This is a genomic window from Vibrio sp. 1401, assembly GCF_033340295.1.
Map to the genome: position 1 here is coordinate 32,004 of NZ_JAWOWF010000001.1, position 22,726 is coordinate 54,729.

Annotated in this window: 19 protein-coding genes and 1 pseudogene; 11 read left to right on the top strand and 9 right to left on the bottom strand. The window is 44.4% G+C overall.

Going from position 1 to position 22,726, the window contains the following annotated elements:
• Positions 1–28 precede the first annotated feature (28 nt).
• From R7Z77_RS00155 to R7Z77_RS00185, 7 genes are all read left to right on the top strand, one after another.
• Positions 29–349 (top strand): hypothetical protein, encoded by a 321-nt coding sequence (locus R7Z77_RS00155; RefSeq protein ID WP_005374251.1) that lies wholly within the window; start codon positions 29–31, stop codon positions 347–349.
• The gene (locus R7Z77_RS00160) at positions 346–897 is read left to right on the top strand and encodes a DUF6162 family protein (RefSeq protein WP_005374250.1); all 552 of its coding nucleotides are present in this window, start codon (positions 346–348) and stop codon (positions 895–897) included. Before R7Z77_RS00155 ends, R7Z77_RS00160 begins: the two co-directional genes overlap by 4 nt.
• A 22-nt stretch (positions 898–919) precedes the next feature.
• On the top strand, positions 920–1,846 hold the full coding sequence (locus R7Z77_RS00165) for a metal ABC transporter solute-binding protein, Zn/Mn family (protein ID WP_005374249.1): 927 nt from the start codon (positions 920–922) through the stop codon (positions 1,844–1,846).
• Positions 1,846–2,574 (top strand): metal ABC transporter ATP-binding protein, encoded by a 729-nt coding sequence (locus R7Z77_RS00170; RefSeq protein WP_213967486.1) that lies wholly within the window; start codon positions 1,846–1,848, stop codon positions 2,572–2,574. Before R7Z77_RS00165 ends, R7Z77_RS00170 begins: the two co-directional genes overlap by 1 nt.
• Entirely contained in the window at positions 2,574–3,449 is an 876-nt protein-coding gene (locus R7Z77_RS00175; RefSeq protein WP_005393560.1) for a metal ABC transporter permease, read from the top strand. The genes R7Z77_RS00170 and R7Z77_RS00175 overlap by 1 nt, the downstream gene beginning before the upstream one ends.
• 22 nt (positions 3,450–3,471) lie before the next feature.
• Complete coding sequence (locus R7Z77_RS00180) at positions 3,472–4,341, top strand: metal ABC transporter solute-binding protein, Zn/Mn family (protein ID WP_033906236.1); 870 nt, start codon at positions 3,472–3,474, stop codon at positions 4,339–4,341.
• 215 nt (positions 4,342–4,556) lie between these two features.
• On the top strand, positions 4,557–5,603 hold the full coding sequence (locus R7Z77_RS00185) for a porin (protein WP_213967485.1): 1,047 nt from the start codon (positions 4,557–4,559) through the stop codon (positions 5,601–5,603).
• A 216-nt stretch (positions 5,604–5,819) separates the two neighbouring features.
• Here the strand turns inward: R7Z77_RS00185 and R7Z77_RS00190 are convergent, their stop codons facing one another.
• The 4 genes from R7Z77_RS00190 to speA form a co-directional block, all read right to left on the bottom strand.
• On the bottom strand, positions 5,820–7,985 hold the full coding sequence (locus R7Z77_RS00190; protein ID WP_213967484.1) for a S9 family peptidase: 2,166 nt from the start codon (positions 7,983–7,985) through the stop codon (positions 5,820–5,822).
• A gap of 311 nt (positions 7,986–8,296) precedes the next feature.
• Entirely contained in the window at positions 8,297–9,502 is a 1,206-nt protein-coding gene (emrD, locus tag R7Z77_RS00195; protein ID WP_005374234.1) for a multidrug efflux MFS transporter EmrD, read from the bottom strand.
• A gap of 409 nt (positions 9,503–9,911) precedes the next feature.
• Complete coding sequence (speB, locus tag R7Z77_RS00200; RefSeq protein WP_318136576.1) at positions 9,912–10,832, bottom strand: agmatinase; 921 nt, start codon at positions 10,830–10,832, stop codon at positions 9,912–9,914.
• 1 nt (position 10,833) lies between these two features.
• The gene (gene speA / locus R7Z77_RS00205) at positions 10,834–12,744 is read right to left on the bottom strand and encodes an arginine decarboxylase (RefSeq protein ID WP_031812864.1); all 1,911 of its coding nucleotides are present in this window, start codon (positions 12,742–12,744) and stop codon (positions 10,834–10,836) included.
• A 323-nt stretch (positions 12,745–13,067) separates the two neighbouring features.
• Here speA and R7Z77_RS00210 point away from each other — a divergent pair, with 323 nt between their 5' ends.
• Positions 13,068–13,793: an MBL fold metallo-hydrolase gene (locus R7Z77_RS00210; protein ID WP_053304689.1), complete on the top strand. Its 726-nt coding sequence runs from the start codon at positions 13,068–13,070 to the stop codon at positions 13,791–13,793.
• 66 nt (positions 13,794–13,859) lie between these two features.
• Here R7Z77_RS00210 and R7Z77_RS00215 read toward each other — a convergent pair whose 3' ends face one another.
• The 3 genes from R7Z77_RS00215 to R7Z77_RS00225 form a co-directional block, all read right to left on the bottom strand.
• Positions 13,860–14,288: an ATP-dependent zinc protease gene (locus R7Z77_RS00215; protein ID WP_005384193.1), complete on the bottom strand. Its 429-nt coding sequence runs from the start codon at positions 14,286–14,288 to the stop codon at positions 13,860–13,862.
• Positions 14,289–14,353: 65 nt separating this feature from the next.
• Positions 14,354–15,259 carry a 30S ribosomal protein S6--L-glutamate ligase gene (rimK, locus tag R7Z77_RS00220; RefSeq protein ID WP_005374224.1) on the bottom strand — a complete coding sequence of 302 codons (906 nt, stop codon included), beginning with the start codon at positions 15,257–15,259 and terminating at the stop codon, positions 14,354–14,356.
• 329 nt (positions 15,260–15,588) lie between these two features.
• Positions 15,589–16,203, bottom strand: coding sequence for a TetR/AcrR family transcriptional regulator (locus R7Z77_RS00225; RefSeq protein WP_005374222.1), 615 nt, complete (start codon positions 16,201–16,203; stop codon positions 15,589–15,591).
• A 155-nt stretch (positions 16,204–16,358) separates the two neighbouring features.
• On the opposite strand from R7Z77_RS00225, the gene R7Z77_RS00230 reads away from it, so the two are divergent.
• The gene (locus R7Z77_RS00230; protein WP_033906239.1) at positions 16,359–17,372 is read left to right on the top strand and encodes an MBL fold metallo-hydrolase; all 1,014 of its coding nucleotides are present in this window, start codon (positions 16,359–16,361) and stop codon (positions 17,370–17,372) included.
• 95 nt (positions 17,373–17,467) lie between these two features.
• Complete coding sequence (locus tag R7Z77_RS00235; RefSeq protein ID WP_033906240.1) at positions 17,468–17,812, top strand: DUF5329 family protein; 345 nt, start codon at positions 17,468–17,470, stop codon at positions 17,810–17,812.
• Here R7Z77_RS00235 and R7Z77_RS00240 read toward each other — a convergent pair.
• Together R7Z77_RS00240 and R7Z77_RS00245 are read right to left on the bottom strand one after the other, a co-directional pair.
• Positions 17,780–18,660: pseudogene (locus R7Z77_RS00240) on the bottom strand (LysR family transcriptional regulator). The gene R7Z77_RS00235 and the pseudogene R7Z77_RS00240 overlap by 33 nt on opposite strands.
• Before the next feature lie 1,331 nt (positions 18,661–19,991).
• The gene (locus R7Z77_RS00245; protein ID WP_005374208.1) at positions 19,992–20,330 is read right to left on the bottom strand and encodes a YggL family protein; all 339 of its coding nucleotides are present in this window, start codon (positions 20,328–20,330) and stop codon (positions 19,992–19,994) included.
• Positions 20,331–20,596: 266 nt separating this feature from the next.
• On the opposite strand from R7Z77_RS00245, the gene R7Z77_RS00250 reads away from it, so the two are divergent.
• The gene (locus tag R7Z77_RS00250) at positions 20,597–22,633 is read left to right on the top strand and encodes a PhoX family protein (RefSeq protein WP_005374207.1); all 2,037 of its coding nucleotides are present in this window, start codon (positions 20,597–20,599) and stop codon (positions 22,631–22,633) included.
• Positions 22,634–22,726: the final 93 nt, after the last annotated feature.

Sequence of the window (22,726 nt, forward strand, 5' to 3'; positions counted from 1 at the left end):
GCAATTGCTGGGCCATTTTGGAATTATCATGAATAACACTTCTCTTCTAAAAGCGGTTTTGCTTTTTTCTGGATTTGCGTCCTTTCACGCTGCTGCACATTTTCCTCTGATGAGCTGTCACTTGGCGCAAGATAAAGTGATTTGTGAAGCGGGCTACTCGGATGGATCCACAGCGGTCGACTACGATGTCGAAATGTACGATTACGACGACAATCTGATCGCCAAAGAAAAAACAGATAAGCGTTCCATCGCAGAATTTACTCACCCTGAAACAGATTTCTATTTGGTATTTGATGCCGGACATGAAAGCCCGGTGGAAGTGGATATCGTTGAGCTGAAAGAGAAATGAGTGTACAGAAAGTTCGCCCTGATGATGGTAACCGAGAAGGAAAGTGGGTCGCACTGACAATCGCAGCAATTCTCAGTTCAGCAGCCATACTTATGCCCTACCATCAGGTCGCGACTGAAAAGCCAGACATGCAGTCTCATCAAGTGTTAATCACGGATTTACATCAAAATGAGTTGGGGTTGATCGCTGAACTTAAGCTCGCTCATGAAGAGATTCGTGATTTGCAGTTAGATACCGGAACTTGGCCTGAGATCTCTGATATGGAGGTGCTTTGGATTGCTCCGTTCGTGAAAGACCAAAACTGGAAGCGTAAAGGTTCTCATCAGTGGCAACGAATTGATGACGGTGTCTACATTGGCGTGAAGACCAGTGCCCAAGGCTCTGCTTCCATGCTGTTGGATAGCCGCAGTTCTCAAGCTGATATTTGGTTTAATGATTCTAGCCGTTCGTTAAATGTGGAGGGACTAAGCGATCTAGCTAAACGCCACGATTTCGGGTGGAAACAAATCGTTCTGTCAGACTCTTCCTCTCATTCTCACGCCCATTAAGACAACATAATTGATAAGTACTATGATCAAACGCTCTCTTTTACGTCGTATTCTTACAGCCACCGCGTTATTGACGGTGTCTTCTACTGGCTTTGCTGCCGATAAACTCAGTATTGGTATTACGCTTCAACCTTATTACAGCTATGTTAAAGCCGTTGTTGGTGAGAAGGCGGACATCGTTCCTTTGGTTGATGCTGGTTTTAATCCTCACAACTATTTGCCACAACCTAATGATCTTAAGCGCTTAAATGAAATGGACGTAATAGTGATCAATGGTATTGGTCATGACGATTTTGCACTGAAAGTGATCAAGGCTTCTCAGCGTGATGATCTCGTGGTTATAGAAGCGAACAAAGAAGTGCCTTTATTGCCCGCTATGGGGCAGTCTGTTGGTCAAGGAGCAGTGAACCCTCACACCTTTGTCGGTCTATCAACAACCATTCAAAAGGTTTACACCATCGCGAGTGAGCTAAGCCAATTGGACCCAGACAATGCTACGTTCTATCGCCAAAATGCTCGTAAATACGCGAAAACATTTCGCCTGATGAAGCGTGATGCAATGTTGTCTCTTGGTGAGTTGGACACGGCTGGTATGAAGGTGGCGACAACCCACAATGCTTACGGATATATCCTTCAGGAGTTTGGTGTTGACGTTGCCGCTGTCATTGAGCCTGCTCATGGTGTAGAACCAAGTGCAAGTCAGCTACAGGAAACGATAGAGAAAATTCGTGAATCGGGCATTGATGTTCTGTTTTATGAGCTCAATATGCCGAATCGCTTTGTTGATACCATCGAAGAGGCGACCGGGGTGCAGCTTTATCGCTTTTCTCACATGACTCACGGTGAGTATGAGGCTGATAAAGTCGAGGTTGAGATGCGAGATAATGTGGAAACACTAATCGAAGCCATGAAATTTGTGGCGAGTAAGCGAGCAGGGGAAAAGGCGTAATGACTGGACCTTCCGTTTCCTTAAGTAACGTGGGCCTAAAATACGCCGACAATATCATTTTGCAGAACATCAGCGCCGAATTCGAGAACGCGAAATGTCACGTGATTATGGGACCGAATGGTGGTGGGAAAACTTCTTTGCTTCGTTCGGTACTTGGACTTACGCCATTTTCGGGAAACATTGCACTCAATTGGCCAGAACCATCAGCTGCATCGGGGAAGATAGGGTATGTGCCACAAAAAGCGATGTTTGAAGCAAGCCTCCCGTTAACCGTGATGGATTTTGTACTGCTTAACCAAACTCGTATCCCTCTATTTTGGCGACGTAAAACGAAACAAACTCAACATGCCCTGGCCCAGCTGGATCGCGTGGGTATGGCAACGCGTAGCGACCGTCGTATGGGGCAACTCTCTGGCGGTGAGCAACAGCGTGTTTTGTTTGCGCAAGCTTTACTGGATGAGCCCAATTTATTGGTTTTAGACGAACCTACAACTGGCATGGATGAGCAAGGTGTTCGATATCTTGAAGGTTTGATTCATGAAGTCGTTGGAGAAGGCAAAACGGTACTGGCAGTACACCATGACGTGACCGCAGTGCGCCGTTTAGATGCGCAGGTCCATGTTGTAAATCGTCAAATTGTGGCGTCAGGGCACCATTCAGATGTGCTAAGCCCTGATCGTATAGAAACATTATTCAAGTACTACACAGCAAAAGTGGAGGCTGCATAATGGATTGGTTGCGAGAGTTAGCGGTTAGCGGCGTTGAAGCTGGATGGTTAAGCGATAGCTTTTCTTATGCCTTCATGGTGAACGCAATTGTGGCAGCGCTGATATTAGGACCATTACTTGGTGGTCTTGGTACATTAGTCATCGCCAAGCGACTGGCTTTTTTCTCTGAAGCGGTTGGGCATGCTGCGCTTACCGGAATCGCGATTGGTGTGTTGCTCGGTGAGCCGCCAGAGAATCCGATCATCGGATTGTTTAGCTTTTGTATGATTTTTGCGCTGTTGCTTCACTTTGTTCGTAATCGTACGAATGTACCTTACGACACACTGGTTGGGGTTTTTCTTGCACTAGCGTTAGCGGTTGGTGCTGCGCTGTTAATGTACGTTGCTCGCAAGATCAACATTCACATGTTGGAGAACGTGTTGTTTGGCTCGATCTTGACTGTGACGGACAACGATATCCTTATTTTAGCGATCAGTTGTTTGATCATATTACTGCTTCTTATTCCAACGTTTAACCGCATTTTGCTAACTTGTATCAGCCCGGATATTGCACGTGTACGCGGCTTTAATACCAGCTTTTATGATTACTTATTTGTCATGATGATCACCTTGGTCACCATCGCCGCGGTAAAGATTATTGGCGCGGTATTGGTTGGTGCATTGCTACTGATTCCTGGTGCAACGGCTAGGTTATTGACTAAACGCATGGGCAGTTTTGTTCTCCTTTCTTCTTTATTGGCAACCATTGCGTGTTTAGTAGGAACCATACTGCCGATGGAGCTTGAGCTACCAGTGCCATCAGGCGCATCCATCATCATTGTTTCTGCGGCATTTTTCCTAACAGCAACGGTTTACCGAATTATCCAAAAAGCGTAACCCTTTTTATAAAGTAATGAACATGAAGATAAAAAAATTAGCGATAACTTTTGGTTTGGTTATAGCGACGACACTTCCATCGTTGGCAGGCGCCAAAGACATTTTAACCAGCACTCCCGTCACGTACATGTTGTCTGAGCAACTCATGAAAGGTACAGGGATAGAGACTCAGTATCTGCCTCCAAAGCGTTACGGCGTTGAGCGTCTTGAGAACTGGTTCGCAAATAAAGGTACAGAGCAAGTTAAGCAAGCGGGTCAAGCCGCGACGGTTGCTGTTACTCTTGGTGCGATTTGGAAACAAGACCCGACTTATGTTTACGCTCGACAGGGCAACATTCACTTGATTGAAATCGATGCATCGCAGGCCATTTCTCCTAGAGCTCAAGGAGTTGCAGTACTGACATTGGAAAACGGGTCAACATCGAAGTACGCATGGCTGAACCCTACAAACTTAATCCGAATGGCGGGCATTGTTGGAGAGGATCTACAACGTGTATATCCTGAACACCAAAAGGCGATTCAAACGAATCAACAGGCTCTTATGCTCAATGTGCGTGAACTGATCAACCAACAACAGGCAGAGATCTTCGATAAAGGCATCGATTCAGTGGTACTGATGAGTGAGTCATTAGAGGACTTTGCCTCTGGCAACCAATTGTTTGTGGTTGGGCGCGAATTTAAGCCGGAACTCGAGTGGACAGAAGAAGACAAATTATCTTTAAAAGCTCAGTTTGAACAAGATAAAACGCTATGGTTAGTGACGGATAAACGACCGTCGAAAACCTTGACATCGCTTATTAAACCGAGCCGCATACTGCAAATTGATGTTATTGACCGCTGGGGCAGTAAGGGTATCAAAACTGAGAAGCCACTCGCACGTTGGGAGATGTGACACGTAAAAAGCCACAGATTTTATGATGGGGAATGAAAAGTTCCCTATTTTTTTGTGAATAAGTTCAAAATGTGAGCATTGATACCACTGGTTGCATAAGAAAGTGTTTGTTTCATTTCTATTTCATTACTACTTTGTTATGTGTTCGTTGCGATTGATTCGGATTTAATCTGTTTCTAAGCGAACCGGTACAAACAACTATACGGATGTTAACAATGAAAATGAAAACTCTAGCCGTTGCAGTGGCGGCACTAGCATGTGGTTCACAGGCCTTCGCAGCAGAAGTTTACAACAGCGATGGTACATCTTTATCGATCGGCGGTCACGTTTCAATTAATTTGAATGGTTCAGATGAAGGTGAAACAGATGTAGGCACTAACTCTCCACGTATTAATTTAGCTGGTAAAAAAGACATCGGTAATGGTATTACCGTTGATGCGAAAGGCGAATGGCAGCTTAATTACCTAAACGGCGGTGAGAATTCATTTACAACGCGTCTTGGATACATTGGTGCTTCACATGAACAGTTTGGCCGCGTTGTTGGTGGTACTCAATGGTCTCCATACTATGACGTTGCTGGTGTTGCAGATTTACCAATTGCTTATGCGAATGACTTCTTATATGAGAACCATAACAACCTAGGTTCTGGTCGTGCAGAAAAAATGCTGAGCTACCGCAAGAGTTTTGAATTTAGTGAAGGGTTTGTATTTAACCTAGGCCTTGGTTGGCAAGGCAAAAACGACGACGTGAGTGAAGTTCTTGAGAAAGATTCCGTTACAGGTTTACCTGTATATGTTGAAAAAGGTGCTGAGTACGACGCTCGTGGTCAAGTTGCGTTAAGCGCACAGTTTGCGGGCTTCGGTCTTGGTTACGTATACAGTGGCGGTGATGTAACTTCCGGCTCAAATACTAAAGACGCGATATCTCATATTATTGCTGCAAATTACGGCGAGTACGGTTCAGGTATTTATGCAGCGATCGTCTACGGCATGAACGAGTATTTCTATGCAGGTTTGGAAGAGACAGTGCAGTTAGAAGGTTTGCTTGCATATGGATTTAACAATTGGACTTTAAGCGTAAACTACGAAGCGGTTGAGGATGATAAGGCAAGCAAGACACTATTTAGTCAATCTGCACTTCAAGCAGAGTATGCTGTAACACCATCATTCTACACTTACGCAGGTTACCAGTTTGACCTAGGTAACGACATCAATAAAGTTGAAGATGATGCTTGGACTCTAGGTGCTCGTTATTACTTCTAATAAATAGGACAGTTTCTACTGCCTAAACATATTTATTGTGTTGACGCCTACTCGCTGTGAGTAGGCGTTTTTCTTTCTGCTTTCCTTTGGCTATAAGAGACGCTGGTCGTTCTGTGCTTAGGTAACCCCACTCCTTGTTTAGAGAGTGCGTCTATAAAAAATGCTCGCAACTTGCGGGCATTTTTGTTGTTAGAGATACAGTATTTATTAATACGCTTATTTTTTATCGAGTAAATCGAGGAAGAAGGCATACTCTAGCGCATCTTCTTTTAAGCGCTTAAATCGACCAGATGCGCCGCCGTGTCCGGCTTCCATATCGGTTTTGAACAACAAGACGTTATCGTCTGTCTTCATTTCACGAAGTTTGGCGACCCACTTCATTGGTTCAAAGTACTGTACTTGAGAGTCGTGCAAGCCAGTCGTTACCAACATGTTCGGGTAGTTTTGCGCCTTGATGTTGTCGTAAGGCGAGTAACTCAACATATAGTCATAGTATGTTTTGTTATTTGGGTTACCCCATTCATCATACTCATTGGTGGTCAATGGAATTGATTCATCGAGCATGGTGGTTACCACGTCCACAAACGGAACATGTGCACCGATACCGCGGTACAGTTCTGGTGCTTGGTTGATGATTGCCCCCATTAAGAGACCTCCTGCAGAGCCACCAACAGCGAAGACTTTATCTTTCGCGCCGTAGCCTTGTTCAACCAAACCTTTAGTCACATCAATAAAGTCGTTGAATGTGTTTTGCTTGGTTAGTTTTTTACCGTCTTCATACCAAGGGCGGCCAAGCATTTCAGATCCACGAATATGAGCAATGGCGTAAACAAAGCCGCGATCCAATAGACTCAAACGTGTCGAGCGGAAAGTTGGCTCAATGGTTGCGCCATAAGACCCATAACCATATTGGTAGAGTGGATTCGTACCATCTTTCTTAAATAAGTCTTTACGATACACCAAAGAAACGGGTACTTCTTTACCGTCACGGGCTGTGATCATAATGCGTTCTGATTGGTAATTGTCAGGATTAAAATCACCAAGTACAGGTGTTTGCTTCATGATTTCTGACTCGCCCGTTTTTAGATCGAAATCGTAGTAGGTTCCTGGAGTGGTTAAACTGCTGTAATAAATACGAACTTTCTCGTTATCCAGCTCTAGGTTACCTGTCAAATAGGCAGCAAACGCATCGTCATTAAATGTGAGGGGGAATTCTTTTCCTGTTGAGAGCTGACGTACAGTGACGCTTGCTAGGCCGTTAGAGCGCTGCTCATAGACGAGGTGATCATCGAATAGCTCGAAGTCTACAAGTTGAGTGTTGTCATCTGCGGCAATCACGTCTTGCCACTTAGAGCGATCGTGCATCTCTTCTTGCTTAACTTTCATCAAACGGAAGTTCACGGCTTGATAGTTGGTATAAATGTAATACCAATCGCCTAGCTTAGAAATGCTGTATTCAATGCCATTTTCACGAGGATAAAAAGGCTTCGCCTTTGCTTTAGGGTTGTTCGCATCGATGATGGAGACGCCGCTGGTTTCTGTACTGGAATGCCAGATATAAATATCTTCGCCATCTTTGCTTTTGCTTAGTGAGGTGTAATAGGCGCTGTCGGTTTCTTCAAAAATCAACTCATCACTGCTTTGTGGTGTGCCCAATACATGACGATAAACTTGGTAGCCCAGCAAGGTCTGTGGATCTTTTTTGATGTAGTAAAAGGCGTTGTTATCGTTCTGCCATGCAATCGCGCTTGAGGCCCCTTCGATTTCATCTTGTAGGTAATTGCCTGTTGTCAGGTCTTTGATCTTAAGAGTATAAACGCGGCGGCTTAATGTGTCTTCGCCATACGCCAATAAGTTTTCATTCGGACTAACGTATAGGCCGCCGATACTGAAAAATTCATGTTCTTTTGCTAGTTCATTGACATCTAAAATGATTTGTTTGTCTTTGCCTGCAAAGTCTTTAGCTCGCAAATGGACTTCGTACTCGTTATCTCCGGTCACTTCACTGGAGTAGAAATAGTTGCCTTTACGAACCGGTACTGAGTTGTCGTCTTTTGCGATGCGCCCTTTAATTTCTTCAAATAGCGTATCTTGAAGTGTTTCAGTGTGCTTTAGAACGGTTTCTGCGTACTGATTTTCTTTCTCTAGGTGCTGTAAAATTTCAGGGTCTTTACGTTCGTCGTCACGCATCCAGTAGTAGTTATCAACGCGGGTATCGCCATGAATAGTCATCGAGTGAGGGACTTTTTTCGCAACCGGAGCTTGAGTTTGTTGAGCAACGATCTGTGTTTGGGAGTATTGAGTCATGCTGGGGATTCCTTGATTGCTGCATCCGGCGACAAGCGCGACCGAGACGGCCAACGTAGTTAAAGTGAAACGCATCTGATTTTATCCTTATTGTACACCCAAGTGGCCTCATCCTGAGGGCTGGGCTTTCATTTTGTTAGTGGTTTTCAGTTGTCCATTCTTTGTCATGGGGTATACCGAAAAAGTGAGAATCCTCAATATTTCCGAGTTGGATACTCAATTTGAAGGGAGCTGAAAACACATTGTGTAAGCAGCTGTTATTTTTAACAAATATCAATTCGAAAGTTAAATCATTCTCATCGGGAAATCGATATAGTGTGATATGAAAAAAGGGACACACTTGTTGAGTGTGTCCCTTTTGGATTTTGAAAGTAAGCTGATAATGATCAGATAACTTGCGGTACTTCGTTTGAGTGATTGTGTGCTCGATTCACCCACATTAACCCAAGCATTGCAATTACCGACATTGCCATCATCAAAATGCCCAAAGGCATCTGGTTATGCGCTGGAAATAGTGACGCGAGCAAAGTTGCGACACCTGCCCCCAAGTTTTGCATGCCACCCAATGTCGCGCCTGCTGTTCCTGCATGGTATGGGAATGGCGCAATCGCTCCAGTTGTTGCTGCTGGGAAGAGAATACCTGCACCCAAAAAGTACACGGTTGCGCCTCCAACCAGCGTTAATGCCGTGGTTAAACCAAACAAGCCTGGGATGAGCACAATAGCAGAGCCCACAAAAATAGAGACCAAGCCTACATTTAAAGCACGACGCTCAGAGCGACGTCTTGCGATGTAGCTAGATAAGCCCGCACCCACCAAGTAACCTGGGATCGGCAATATAAACAGCAAACTTACCGTTGTTGCAGGTAATTCTAATACCCCACCTAACAACACCCCAGCCGCTGCTTCGAATACACCCACACCAGCGAATGTTGCAACCAGGCAAATCAAAAAGCCTTGAAAGCGACGGTCAGACAAAACGTGTTTGTAGCTTTTGGCTACTGGTTCGAATTTGCGTTTCTCTTTTGGTAGCGTCTCCATCATGCTTGTCATCATAGTGATCACAACCGCGATAGCAAATAGCGCTAAGAACAAGTAGCTCGACCGCCATCCGAAAGCTTCTGTTAGGTAGCCGCCTAATACTGGTGCCATTAATGGTGAGAAAATCACACACATGCTAATTAAGCTGTTTGCTCTGTGTAGATCAGAGCCTTCAAAGCAATCGCGAGTCAGAGTGCGTGACATCGCACCGCCGCAGCCAATACCTAAGCCTTGGATAAAGCTACCAATCAAGAACCATTCAAATTGATGTGCAAATAATGCTACCAGTGTACCCGCGATGTAGATAAGCAGCCCGACGATGATGATCGGTTTGCGTCCCAAGCGGTCCGATAGTGTGCCATACGCAAATTGCGACAAGCCATATGGGATTAGGTAACAAGCCATCACAGCTTGAAGTGATGACGCAGATACCAAAAACTCGCCCGCCATATGACCGATTGAAGGCACGTACATTGTCTGGGTCATTTGACCCACGGCAGTCAATATAGCGATTAAAAAGGTAAGTTTCGCTAATGGAAACGAAGCAGACATTTGCGTATCTCTCCAAAAAATTTAAGACGTAAAAACCCTTAGCGCTCTTTTACAGAGTGCCAACTGAATTCTTGTGTTGCGGGGGTATTTGCGCGAGATAATAGTGCTTGCTTGTATAATTAGCAATCGAAAAGTGTGAAGTTGAGCAAGATAAAAATCTATGATTTCAATTAGAAAAACTAATCCTATTTTGTTTTCAAAAAGCGGTGCATTTCTTTGTCTAATTACGTTAAATCTTTTACTTTTCGTGAATAGAATGAGCCTTATAGGTAACTGGTTTTAATGGTTAAAGTGCAAAAATAAAGCGTCTGCTCGGTTGATCTGAGTTCAAGATGAAACGAGTGAATAAAAGGTAGAGGAAGGCATCAGAAAGAAAAGGGAGCCGAAGCTCCCTTAGAAATGATTATGTCTATTCGCGCTCAGATGCGTATGCGTAAAGCATTTCTAGTGCGATGGTTGCTCCCACTAGTGCGGTAACATCACTGTGGTCGTATGGAGGCGATACTTCGACAACATCCATACCCACGATATTCATGCCGGCTAAACCACGAATAATTTTCAGCGCTTTGTCTGAGTTCAAGCCACCACAAACTGGTGTACCAGTTCCCGGTGCGAAGGCCGGGTCTAAGCAGTCGATGTCAAAAGTAACATACACTGGCTTGTCTGCGACGGTGCGACGAATTTCTTCTAGGATCTCGTTCACAGGCATGTCATTCGCTTGCATCGCATTAATCACATTGAAGCCGTGATCTTGCTGTTTGTACTCCGTACGAATGCCGATTTGTATTGAGTTCTTCGCTGAGATCAAACCTTCTTTCGGCGCATGGTAGAACATCGTACCGTGGTCGTATGAACTGCCATTTGCATAGGTGTCCGTATGAGCATCAAAGTGAATCAAAGCCATTTGGCCATGATGCTTCGCATAGGCACGCAGGATAGGTAGCGTAATGAAGTGGTCACCGCCCAATCCCAACATGGTTTTACCACTTTTTAGAATTTCACTGGTTGCCGCTTCAAGGCGGTAAGTAAAATCTTCCGCATCACCGCAATCGAACACGAGATCACCTGCGTCGATCACTTTCAGTTTATCCAATACGTTGAAGCTCCACGGGAACTTCTTACCTTCCCATGCCAAGTTGACTGAGGCACGGCGAATTGCATCTGGACCCATACGCGCACCTGGACGCCCAGATGTTGCCATGTCCAGAGGGACTCCCAACACCACAACGTCTGCGTCTGCCGATACCGGGTTACGAATGTACGGCAGACGTAAAAACGACATAGAGTTGGAGTAAAGCGAATAATCAGTTTTAGTAAACAAATCATTCATATCAGAAGTCCTCTAAATAGGTGTATCCTGCTAGACCTTGTTCTAGTTCTGCTAGGATTTGTGCTTGTTCATTGGCTTCAACTCGATGTGAAACCAATTGTTTATAATTGTCACGAATCGCATCCACGTCGATATGAACGTAGCGCATCATGTCTTCTACACTATCACCTTCGTTGATGTAACTGATCTCAAATTGACCGTGTTCATCAACATTGACTACAGCACTGTGGGTATCACCAAATAGGTTGTGCATGTCACCAAGGATTTCTTGGTATGCGCCTACTAGGAAAAAGCCCATTAAGTACGGTTTGTCTTTGCTCCAAGCTGGTACAGGTAGCGTGCTCTCGATGCCTTGACCATCAACGTAGTGATCGATCGCGCCATCAGAGTCACATGTGATGTCCAACATCACTGCACGACGCTCTTCCGCCTCGCCCAGACCAGAAAGTGGCAGAACAGGGAACACCTGATCAATACCCCAAGCATCTGGTAGAGATTGGAAGAGAGAGAAGTTCACGAAGAACTTATCCGCAAGACGTTCGCTCAACTCGTCCAGAATCGGACGGTGGAAGCGATTCTTAGTGCTCATCTTTCGGCTTAATTCGAAGTAAATGCGAAGTGACAATTGTTCTGCCCACGCACGTTGTTCCAAGTTAAGCACACCTGTAGCAAATTGAGAGTGCACTTCTGCCAAATCACTTTGGGTATCATTATAAATCTCAATTAACGCACGAGCGTCTGTACCATCTTGCAAGTTTTCCCAGTTTCGCCACATGTTTTGTAGCAAAAGCGGAGCGTCCTCATCAAGCTCATGTACTTCTTCCGGTAGGTACGACTCGGTACCAATTACGTTAGAAATCAATACAGCGTGGTGCGCTGTTAGCGAGCGACCCGATTCCGAAATGATCACTGGCATTGGTTGTTCGTATTGCAGACACACATCGCCCACTGTGTTCACGATATTACGTGCGTATTCTGCAAGGCCGTAGTTCATCGAATTCGATGATTGGCTGCGTGTGCCGTCATAATCCACTGCCAAGCCGCCGCCCACATCGAAGTACTCGATGTTTGCACCGAGTGCGCGTAGTTCGCAGTAGAAACGTGCAGACTCGTTCACACCATTGCGTACATCACGGATGTTTGCCATCTGTGAACCAAGGTGGAAGTGAACCAGTTGCATCGCGTCTAGGTTGCCTTCGCGTTTAAGACGTTCAATAACGCTAAGCACTTGCGATGCTGATAAACCAAACTTCGATTTTTCACCGCCACTTGCTTGCCATTTTCCTGCGCCTTGAGAGGCGAGGCGAATGCGTAAACCAAGGCGCGGTTTTACGCCCAAACTTTTCGCTTCTTCTAGTACCAGATCCAGCTCAGAAAGCTTCTCTAGTACGATGAATACCTTGTGACCCAGCTTTTCACCGATCAGTGCAAGACGCACATACTCACGGTCTTTGTAGCCATTACACACGATTACGGAGCTACCTTGTTGAGCCAATGCAAGTACCGCCAACAATTCTGGCTTGCTACCCGCTTCAAGACCAAGCTGCTTGGTTTCTAGTTGAGCTTGGCTCGCTAGAATTTCATCCACCACTTCACGTTGTTGGTTTACTTTAATTGGGTACACCAACAAGTATTTGTTTGGATATTGGTATTCTTCAATTGCTTGGTTGAATGCGTGGCAAATACCATGCACACGTTGGTGCACGATTTGCGGGAAGCGTACTAATACAGGCAGATTTAACTGCTTCGCTTCTAGCTCATTTACAATAGCGCTGAAAGGGATTTGATGTGCACGATCACTACGTGGTGATACATATACTTCGCCTTGGTCATCAATGCCGTAGAAACCTTGGCTCCAGTAGTGAACGTTGTAGTCCGCGCGGATGCGGTCTAATTTAGTTGCTTTTTCCAACTCGATTCTCACAAAAATGTACTTAACTCCTTAATTAATTAGAAGGAAAAGTACAAAAAAGCAAATCATGAGGTATTTACCTCATACCCTGACACGAACTCCGTGTGCGCGCATTAACGGATAAAAGGGCCCTTGAGTCTAATGATTAAAATCTATCATCTCGATTATGATTTGTTGTCGTCGCTACGTGTGAATATTTGTTTACCTAAGCGTCCATTCTGCTGTTATAGTTGGTCTGACCAGTAAGGGTTCGGTCATGAAGCATCTCACTAAAATAAGGACATATTTTGCAGCTGCACAGAATTCAGGGGTACATTCAGACCATGTATCTCGCCGAATATCCCGATAAATTATTGTTGCTTGATGGTGCCAGTCGAGCAGACATCCCTCATCTTAAAGACTTTATTGAACATCAACTCCATCGTCCTTTTTCTGATCTAAAGTTGGTTGTTGTGACCCACATGCATCCAGACCATGCTGGTGGTGCGCACAAACTACGTGATTTAACAGGATGCAAGCTATTGGCCGCAAAGCGAGAGAACCAGTGGTATAGCGGTGTAGACGGTTGGCTAATGCATTTGACCGATTTGATGTTAGCACGCTGGATGGCGAATCGGATGCGTAAACCAAAGCAAAACCTGTGGTATTCCCGCAAGTTAAAGCCAGATATTGAACTTATTGATGGAGAGTTTATTCCTGGATTTGATGATTGGCAGGTGCTAGAAACGCTAGGGCATACTGATCGAGATCTGTCGGTTTATCATTCTGAACAAGATGTGCTGTATGTGGCGGATTTAATGGTGCAGGTGAAAAAGCATCTGATTGCGCCGTTTCCCATATTTCATCCGAATCAATATCGGCAATCATTAAAGCGTGTGTTTGAGATGAATCCGCAATGTTTGCTTCTGGCACATGGGGGAGAGGTGACTTTGGATGAAAAAGCGTATCAGCACATTTTGAATACAGCGCCGACTAAGCCAATGACGCACTGGCGAGTGACAAAAGTTAAAGCGAAGGGATTGTTGTTTGCGTTATTTCGTAGGAAGTAGGCGAAGATAAAGCCAGACGAGTGATGCTCAACAAAAACGTTCGATCACTCATCTGAAGCTACGGGGTTAAGATGCCAATAAGTGAGATTGGCTAGGATCAACGAGCACTTTGTCTGCCATGCCTTGACGACCTAACAACATCATGTAAGTCATTTTTTCACGGTTAGTCAACGTAATGTCGATTGGCCATTGTTGGTCGCCCATACGCAGCATCGTCGTGATCACGCAGCGGTGCTCAAAAGTACCGTTAGAAGATTTAACCTTACGGTTTGCTTTTAGTTTCGCTGTGCAGCGAACCACTTGTTCTAAATGGTATACATCTGGGTGCAGATCGAATGCAACATAAGACTGACCATCTTTTTCAAAGCAATCAATATTGTCTACATGTAATGAAGAGGTTTGAGCGCCTGTATCAATACGCGCTTCAAGGTGAGTAATCCCTAACTCTGGCAAGCAAATAGCTTCGGCATTCCCAATGATCATTTTCTGATTCATAGTGTCATCCTAGCGACGAGTAACAAGAGAGCCGTTTTTTGGCTCTCTTGTGCGTTAAACAAAAATCAACCTTTACCGCGAGTACGGTTTGAATTTGGCTTAGCGTTTTTCTCGATAAAATCGAAGATCATACCTGCAATGTTTTTACCCGTTGCTAGTTCGATGCCTTCTAGACCAGGGGAAGAGTTCACTTCCATTACCACTGGGCCATTTTTAGATTGAAGGATATCCACACCACAAAGGTTCAAGCCCATCACTTTCGCAGCATTTACAGCGGTCGCACGCTCTTCTTTGCTCAAACGCACGAGTTGTGCAGAGCCGCCACGGTGAAGGTTAGAACGGAACTCACCTTCTTTTGCTTGGCGCTTCATTGCGGCTATTACTTTATTTCCGACAACAAAACAACGGATGTCCGCGCCTTTTGCTTCTTCGATAAATTCTTGCACCATGATGTTAGCTTTCAAACCCATGAAAGCTTCAATCACGCTTTCTGCCGCTTTATTTGTTTCAGCAAGTACAACACCAATGCCTTGAGTGCCTTCTAGCAATTTAATTACTAGAGGTGCGCCACCAACGTTTTTGATCACGTCCTGAATGTTGTCAGGATGGTGAGCAAAGCCAGTGCGTGGCAAACCGATGCCTTTACGTGATAGCAGTTGCAATGAGCGCAACTTGTCACGAGAGCGGCTGATCGCGACAGATTCGTTGACACAAAATGTACCCATCATTTCAAACTGACGTACAACAGCAGTGCCGTAAAACGTAATAGATGCCCCAATACGTGGAATAACAGCATCGTATTGCGGTAATTCTTCACCCTTGTAGCGGATCTTAGGGTTGTTGCTCGTAATGTCCATATAACAGTGAAGCGTGTCGATCACATCGATTTGATGCCCACGTTCTTCACCCGCCTGTTTTAGGCGCATGGTTGAATATAAATTCTCATTACGAGAGAGAATAGCAATACGCATGGCAATTCCTTAGTAAGTCAGTACCAAATTAAAATATAAGTATAGAGCATAGAATGCAGTAGGCAGGTGATCATGTTATGACATAACCTACTTACTTCAACGATTTAGAATTGTGGTTGAACAACCACGTCGTCAGAGGTGCGCACCTTAGGGCGTTTTTTTGTGAGATGAAAACGAAAAAGCATCGTCGACACGACAAAAATATTTTATCGAACGCTCACGCCTTGCGGTATGAGACTGTCAAGGGTGAGATAAATAAAATTGAGCAAAAATTTCATCGCTTTGTCACGAATTATCGCTTAAAAAAGCGGCCAATTTGACCGCTGTTTTTAGCTGTTTTGATAGTGACTTAAAAAAAGTTCCGCCGTTTGGGTAGCTAACAGCCTAGATTCTTCATTCGACAAAGAGGGGCGAATTCCCATTAACTGCGGCCAGAATGCACTGCCTTTAAGTAAGTTGTGCAATTGAGTGCTCGCTATATGTACATCATCAATTTGCAAAGCGCCACTGTTCGATTTCTCAGTAAGCCAGCGGTACAGGGCGGTTTCCTGTTTCGACATTTGTTCTGCTTGTTCTTTGAGATCTTCCGGCTTAAATAAGAAGTGCCCAAATGCCACTTTTGCCAGCTCAATATAGTTTGGTTCCGTCACCACAATGATCTCGCTGTAGAGTAATTCAATCAATTGATCTTTTAGCGGGAGTGTTGGTAAACGTTCAATGTCGCTATCCATCATTGAAGAACGCCATAGTTCGGTTAGTAACTCTGTCACGATCGCTTCTTTAGAAGGGAAATGGTTGTAGACCGTGCGCTTAGAGACTTGCGCGATAGCAGAGAGCTTATCCATGCTGGTGTTTTGCACCCCAAACTCTTGGAACGCTTGCTTTGCTGCGCACAGGATGGCTTCTCTTTTGGTTTCGCTACGACTTTTTCTTTTTACATTCATAAGCTTGCTAAGTTAAGAAGATCATTTCTTGATCTATTTTACACTAAGTAGTTTACTTTTGATAATTAGAATGTAAACTGCACCGTGTAGTTTACTTTTGTTCGGGTTAACTTTTTATGAAAAAAACTTTGCTAGCCACAGTAGGAGCGTTCGCGATGGGTACATCAATGATTTCTTGTTCTAATGTTGATACTGAAAAAGCGCCAACATACCCGGACAAATTTTCAAACATAGAGTTGGAATACAAAAGCGGTTTGGGCGACATGTTCGAAATCATGAAAGCGTATTTTACGACTGAGCGCCTTAACCCAACACCAACGATTGAAATTCCAGTGCATGCGATCACAGCGCGGCAACTGTTAGAAGAGCAAGATGACGTCATCTATCGTCTGGGTCATTCAAGCGTATTAATGAAGCTCGATGGAAAACTGGTAATGACCGACCCTGTATTCAGTGATCGCGCGTCTCCTGTACAATGGGCAGGGCCAAAACGCTTTCACCAAACCCCCATCACGATAGAAGATTTGCCAACTATCGATGTGGTGGTGATCAGTCATGACCATTACGATCACCTAGATAAAGCTTCTATTAAAGTGCTAGGCGACAAGGTGGGCACTTTCTTGGTGCCGTTAAAAGTAGGCCAATTACTGGTGAATTGGGGTGTACCCAAAGAGAAAGTGATCGAACTAGACTGGTGGGAGTCACACTCTGTTGACGGCATTGAATATACACTAACTCCGACTCAGCATTTCTCTGGTCGAGGTTTGACAGACCGCGATACGACGCTGTGGGGCAGTTGGGTTATCAATGCACAACAACACAAAGTGTTCTTCAGTGGTGACTCTGGTTACTTCAATGGCTTTAAAGAGATTGGCGAAAAGTACGGTCCGTTTGACTTCACCATGATTGAAACAGGTGCGTACAATGAACTCTGGTCAGACATTCACATGTTCCCAGAGCAAAGCGTTCAAGCACACATCGATGTGCAGGGCAAAGTGATGATGCCGATCCATAACAGCACGTTTGATTTATCAATGCACGATTGGAATGAGCCAATGCAACGTGCGTTAGACATCAGTGAAGAGCGCGGTGTTACGTTGGTGAGCCCTGAGATTGGTCAACGCTTGGCGATTGCGGAGCCTCAGCCTGCTAAGGCATGGTGGCAATAATTGCTGAGCTAAACAGCCAAACACCAGAATAGTTAAGTCACTTATCAGTAGTTACTATTAGTAGTTACGTGGTCAGGGATAAGGATAAAGGTGCGATGAAAGCAAAGTGGACGTTGTTACTTACATTAAGCATTCTGCCTACCTTTGCACTAGCAGGGGTAGAGCAAGATATCTCGACGTTGATAAAACGAGTTGAGCAATCCTCTTGCACCTTTATCCGCAACGGCAAGGCGTACACTAATCAAGAAGCGGCAGAACACATGCGTAATAAATGGGATTACGCCAAAGATGACGTTGATTCCGTGGATGTGTTTATAAAAGAGGTCGCGTCAAAGAGCTGGTTATCTGGCAAACCATATTGGGTGGATTGCCAAGAGGAACGCATTACCAGCGAAGAGTGGCTAACATCATTGATGCGCGCCACCGATCACATCCAATAACACTTCTTTGATGGTCTGATAGCGCAGAGGTAGAGCACGACTGCGCTTACGAACCAGAAATAGCTCTTCACATACAGTGTTTTTCAGTTGAGCAATGTATAACGTGTCTTTTAGTGGAAAATTGTCGACCGCACTTTGAGGCAGCACGGTGAAGCCAAGTCCTTTGCTGACAGGCAGCAAAATTTGGCTCAACTGATTTACGTAGCCGGATAATGGTAAATCGCTCATCTTAATTTCTTGGAGCTGTGGTTCTTCACATTGGTCAAAAAACAGCGTCATGTAATGCTCGGCATCAGGTCATGCAAGAGTTGTGGCGTTATCTGCTTATTTTGATATTGCTTTGGCAGAACCAAGCACAACCTCTCTTTACCAATTCGCTCACTGTGAAACAGACCTTTGTTGGGAACATCAGTCACGATACCAATATCAATGTGCCCTTGCGTTATGGCGTTGAGAATAGATTGATTTGGCGCGGCTTCTAAATGTAACGATAAGCTCGGGTGCTGTTTTTGCTTCTCCAAAATGGGCCCATACAACATTAACGCCATTGCACCAGAACAAGCCAGTTTACAGTGGCCTGAAAATGCATCATCAAAACTGAGCTCTTCGAGCAGCTTCTTCTCTCTATCTTCTAACTCGAGCGCATATGCGTAGACAATCCTGCCTTGTTCGGTTAATTCGAAGCTTTTGTTTTCGCGCTTGATCAAGGCATGCTGACAACTTTGCTCTAATTTTTTGATATGTTGGCTGACGCCAGGCTGAGTCATAAAAAGTTTTTCTGCCGTTTGCGTAAAATGACCGACTTCAATCAATGTCTTAAATGTATGTAACCAAACAGGATTAAGCATAGTGTGTGATTTTCTGAGAGCTTTGTTGGGAGACGTAAAGAAAATGATAGCACGGTGTTTTATGAAAACAGAGAAGACTTAAACGATAAAGATGAATCGCTATCAATACATTACAGACAAAATAAAACCCCGCCTGGTTTCCCAGACGGGGCTTATTCTTTTTCGCAGCAATCCAGCTACTAATAGGTGCTCCCTGCATCTATCCTTGATTGTGGCTAAGTCCTTTAACCGAGTTCCTTGTTCATCGCCTTCCTAGCGGTGTCCATTCTTGCCTATCATCCTGACGGGCGAACTCTATCCTAGAGCTTAACTACATCCTTGCTGATAACTCATCCTAAGCTATCAAATCTTCATCCTGAAGATACCCAATCCTTTAGGCTTTTTTCCTGTTCCCGCCAACATCCTGTCGACAAATTGAGTATTGATGTTTTGCTGATTTGACTCAATTAACTTTTCTAAATTATTTTTACTTATTATTTTAAGTGAATTTAAATATTACTGTTAAATCATATGTTTAATGTTTTTTTTGGCATTGCTCTTAGCGGTGGTTAATCTATTTGCTTACAACTCTTGTAAGAGATCTCGCACAAGTTTGGTGGTGAATGTATTAATGTGCGCTTTTTGTTCCGAGTTCTGTGGATTGAACTGGATCACAATGCGTTAAAAGGGAGACGATAAAGATGAAAGTGAATTGATCTTGAGTAGAGATTTGTTTGAAAAGAAATAAAAATTCTTGCGGTTTTTATAAACAGTATGGTAAATCTGAAATGCCCACCTTGTTAATCCTTATTAAGATTCAATGACAGTATAAGTAGGGAACTTGATTGCCATTTTTCTGTCATATCTGGTGAGTAAGTTAACTGTGTCAGATAGATAATATGCCGTTTGCCAGTAAAAACAGGCTGCAAGAAATCGGTAATTATCATTATGTTGTGAAATTGGTCACGGTTAAATGATTGATTCCCTTATAGATTGAAGGGGATACGACCTTAGACAATAAGCTCCATGAGGAGCGTTACTTATATAAGATGAGGGACTTTACTATGAAAAAGACTAGAAGAGCTCAGCTACATCGTGTGCGTATTCAATACTGGAAAGACACGAAAGACGCCCCAGCTAAAAAATCATAGTTAATTATACCTAAAGGCACGAGCTGGCTGTGGAACGCAGTTTCCCGTTGATTGCCAGCTCAAAAACGCCACAATCACTCCGCGCAACTTCCCAAGCACCCTATTTTTAATATCGCATTCTTCCAAAAATAAAAAAGCCAGTCTTAAGACCAGCTTTCTCTACCATTTAGTGAGCTCTGCGTATTACAGGTTGCCCTTTAGTTACAGGTAGTTGGCGTCAACTAGTTCGCCCGCTTGCGCGCTTTTCACTTCTGGGCGTGCTTCTAACCATTTGATAACTTGCGCTTTCTGTTCTTCAGTCGCACTGCCGTAACGGTCAGTAGAACATAGGAAGCCTTCAAACAGTTCTAGACCACCGCCACCGAAGCAAAGACCAAGCTCGTCAATGTAGTCGATAAAGTCATCAACGAATGCATCGTAACGGTCGAAGTCGTTAATGTCTGTTTCACAGCTGATCTCGAAACCTAGGATTGCGAACTCACCTAAGAACAGCTTTTTACGGATACGACGGCTCTTGTTATCGATCTTGTCTAATTTCATGATTATCTCTCGTAGATGATTTGATTTCGTACACCTTATACCTTCTATCACACTTTAGCCCAAGTAAAATCAGAATGAAGCGATACAGTTGGTGATTATGTGACCAGAATTTAATTGCTTCGTTAGCTGTGTTGATTGGTTTGCAGTATTGTTGAAACACAAGTTTCATATGTTTTAAGCACTTTTGTCATTTTTCTTATCCAAACTTCTTGCCGTTCAACTAATCACTTATTTATTAATTAAACTATAAGATCGGGAAAGTAAAAATGAGCAAGGAAACCTTTGACGCGACGCGTTATAACCAAAGTGAAAACAAACCATTTGAAGAAGTATTAGAAGCGAGCCTATCTCGACGCAGCATTCTGAAAGGTGGTTTAGGTATCAGTGCGATGACAGCGTTTGGTGCTTTCGGATTGGCTGGTTGTAACTCGTCTGACTCAGGGAGTACAGTAAGCAGTGGTTCGGGCGCATCTAAAGCCGTTCTTAACTTTGAATCTATCCCTGGCTCACTCACTGACGCAGTTTCAATTCCACAAGGCTACACCGCACAAGTACTAGTACCTTGGGGAACACCACTTAATGCACAAGGCAGCGCATGGCGAAATGATGGTACCAACACCAGTACCGATCAGTTAAATGCGCTAGGCATGCACCATGACGGCATGCATTTTTTCCCATTGAACGATAGCACTACAGATGGCTTGCTATGTATTAACCACGAGTACATCGACACATCAGCACTGCATCCAAACGGTCCGACGGTTGAAAATGGCGTACGTACCATTGTAGATGAAGTGCGCAAAGAGATTTACGCGCACGGTGTATCAGTGGTTCGCATTCAACTGGAAGACAACATGTGGAAGTTGGTTGATACTGACCCACTAAACCGTCGTTATACTGGTGCGACAGTCATGGATTTGTCTGGCCCGGTAGCCCACACATCTTTAACTGTCACTCGTTTCTCACCAGATGGCAGCCAAGCGCGTGGTACGTTAAACAACTGTGGCAACGGCTACACGCCGTGGGGCACTTACTTAACGTGTGAAGAGAACTGGCCTGGTTACTTTGTTAACGCCGGGACTCGTACAGAAGAGCAAGATCGCATTGGTGTTGATGACCAAAGCACACGCTACTTGTGGGAGACATTAGCAGGTAATGCAGAAGAGCGTCTTGATGAGTTCTCTCGCTTTAATGTGGCTCCAACAGGAGCAAGTGCGATGGATGATTACCGTAATGAAGCCAATGGTCACGGTTACATTGTCGAGATTGACCCTTACACGCAAAACTCACGTGCGAAGAAACGTACTGCGCTAGGTCGTTTCCGTCACGAGGGCTGTACTTTCGGTAAGCTTGAAGAAGGCAAACCAGTGGTATTTTATTCTGGTCACGATTCTCGCTTTGAATACCTATACAAATTTGAATCTGCGGCAGCGTGGGATCCAGCAGATGCTAACCCTGATAACCGCTTGGCGATGGGTGACAAGTACATGGACGAAGGCACACTGTATGTGGCGCGCTTCAATGAAGACAGCACAGGTACTTGGTTACCATTAACGCTTGATAGCGTAACAACCGCTGGTGGTACGTTAGCGGATCACTTTGATTCACTGGCTGAAATTATCATCAATACTGCGGGTGCGGCGGATTTAGTTGGGGCAACACCAATGGATCGACCAGAGTGGTGTACGGTTGATCCATTCACGGGTTCAGTATATTTAACATTGACGAACAATACGCGCCGTACAGATGAAACCAATCCTGCGAATCCACGTTTGAATAATAAGTTTGGTCATGTTATCCGTTGGGATGAAGGTGCTTCAGCAACTGACTTTACTTGGGATATCTTTGTGTTTGGTTCGCCAGCAAATGGTGATGCAGATACCAACCGTTCTGGCTTGAATGAGTTAAACCAGTTTGCGAGCCCAGACGGATTAGCGTTTGATGGCCGTGGTATTTTGTGGATTCAGACTGATAACGGCGCAGATGAAGTCACGTCTTACACCAATGATCAAATGTTGGCTGTTGTTCCATCTAAGCTAACAGATGAGAATGGTGATCAAGCTGTGATTGGTGCGGATAATCAAGCTGAATTGAAACGCTTCTTTGTCGGACCAAATGGTTGTGAAGTAACAGGCTTTACCATCAGCCCTGATTACAAATCATTGTTTGTGAATATTCAGCACCCAGGCAACTGGCCATACAGTGAAGATGCAGCCGAAGAAACGCCTGCTGGTGTTTCTGTGCGCCCACGAGCGGCGACAGTGGTTATTCGCCGTGAAGACGGTGGAGAGATTGCAGTTTAATCTCTAAATGAATAAACACCTTAAAATTCAAGCCCTGCAATTGCAGGGCTTGATGGTTTAGGCGAATGCCTAGTTGCACTTTGTACCTAGACA

What these genes read in the sequence shown, in the direction of transcription:
- R7Z77_RS00155 (WP_005374251.1), top strand. Translation starts at nt 29, where the DNA reads ATGAATAACACTTCTCTTCTAAAAGCGGTTTTGCTTTTTTCTGGATTT.
- R7Z77_RS00160 (WP_005374250.1), top strand. Translation starts at nt 346, where the DNA reads ATGAGTGTACAGAAAGTTCGCCCTGATGATGGTAACCGAGAAGGAAAG.
- R7Z77_RS00165 (WP_005374249.1), top strand. Translation starts at nt 920, where the DNA reads ATGATCAAACGCTCTCTTTTACGTCGTATTCTTACAGCCACCGCGTTA.
- R7Z77_RS00170 (WP_213967486.1), top strand. Translation starts at nt 1,846, where the DNA reads ATGACTGGACCTTCCGTTTCCTTAAGTAACGTGGGCCTAAAATACGCC.
- R7Z77_RS00175 (WP_005393560.1), top strand. Translation starts at nt 2,574, where the DNA reads ATGGATTGGTTGCGAGAGTTAGCGGTTAGCGGCGTTGAAGCTGGATGG.
- R7Z77_RS00180 (WP_033906236.1), top strand. Translation starts at nt 3,472, where the DNA reads ATGAAGATAAAAAAATTAGCGATAACTTTTGGTTTGGTTATAGCGACG.
- R7Z77_RS00185 (WP_213967485.1), top strand. Translation starts at nt 4,557, where the DNA reads ATGAAAATGAAAACTCTAGCCGTTGCAGTGGCGGCACTAGCATGTGGT.
- R7Z77_RS00190 (WP_213967484.1), bottom strand. Translation starts at nt 7,985, where the DNA reads ATGCGTTTCACTTTAACTACGTTGGCCGTCTCGGTCGCGCTTGTCGCC.
- emrD (WP_005374234.1), bottom strand. Translation starts at nt 9,502, where the DNA reads ATGTCTGCTTCGTTTCCATTAGCGAAACTTACCTTTTTAATCGCTATA.
- speB (WP_318136576.1), bottom strand. Translation starts at nt 10,832, where the DNA reads ATGAATGATTTGTTTACTAAAACTGATTATTCGCTTTACTCCAACTCT.
- R7Z77_RS00210 (WP_053304689.1), top strand. Translation starts at nt 13,068, where the DNA reads ATGTATCTCGCCGAATATCCCGATAAATTATTGTTGCTTGATGGTGCC.
- R7Z77_RS00215 (WP_005384193.1), bottom strand. Translation starts at nt 14,288, where the DNA reads ATGAATCAGAAAATGATCATTGGGAATGCCGAAGCTATTTGCTTGCCA.
- rimK (WP_005374224.1), bottom strand. Translation starts at nt 15,259, where the DNA reads ATGCGTATTGCTATTCTCTCTCGTAATGAGAATTTATATTCAACCATG.
- R7Z77_RS00225 (WP_005374222.1), bottom strand. Translation starts at nt 16,203, where the DNA reads ATGAATGTAAAAAGAAAAAGTCGTAGCGAAACCAAAAGAGAAGCCATC.
- R7Z77_RS00230 (WP_033906239.1), top strand. Translation starts at nt 16,359, where the DNA reads ATGGGTACATCAATGATTTCTTGTTCTAATGTTGATACTGAAAAAGCG.
- R7Z77_RS00235 (WP_033906240.1), top strand. Translation starts at nt 17,468, where the DNA reads ATGAAAGCAAAGTGGACGTTGTTACTTACATTAAGCATTCTGCCTACC.
- R7Z77_RS00245 (WP_005374208.1), bottom strand. Translation starts at nt 20,330, where the DNA reads ATGAAATTAGACAAGATCGATAACAAGAGCCGTCGTATCCGTAAAAAG.
- R7Z77_RS00250 (WP_005374207.1), top strand. Translation starts at nt 20,597, where the DNA reads ATGAGCAAGGAAACCTTTGACGCGACGCGTTATAACCAAAGTGAAAAC.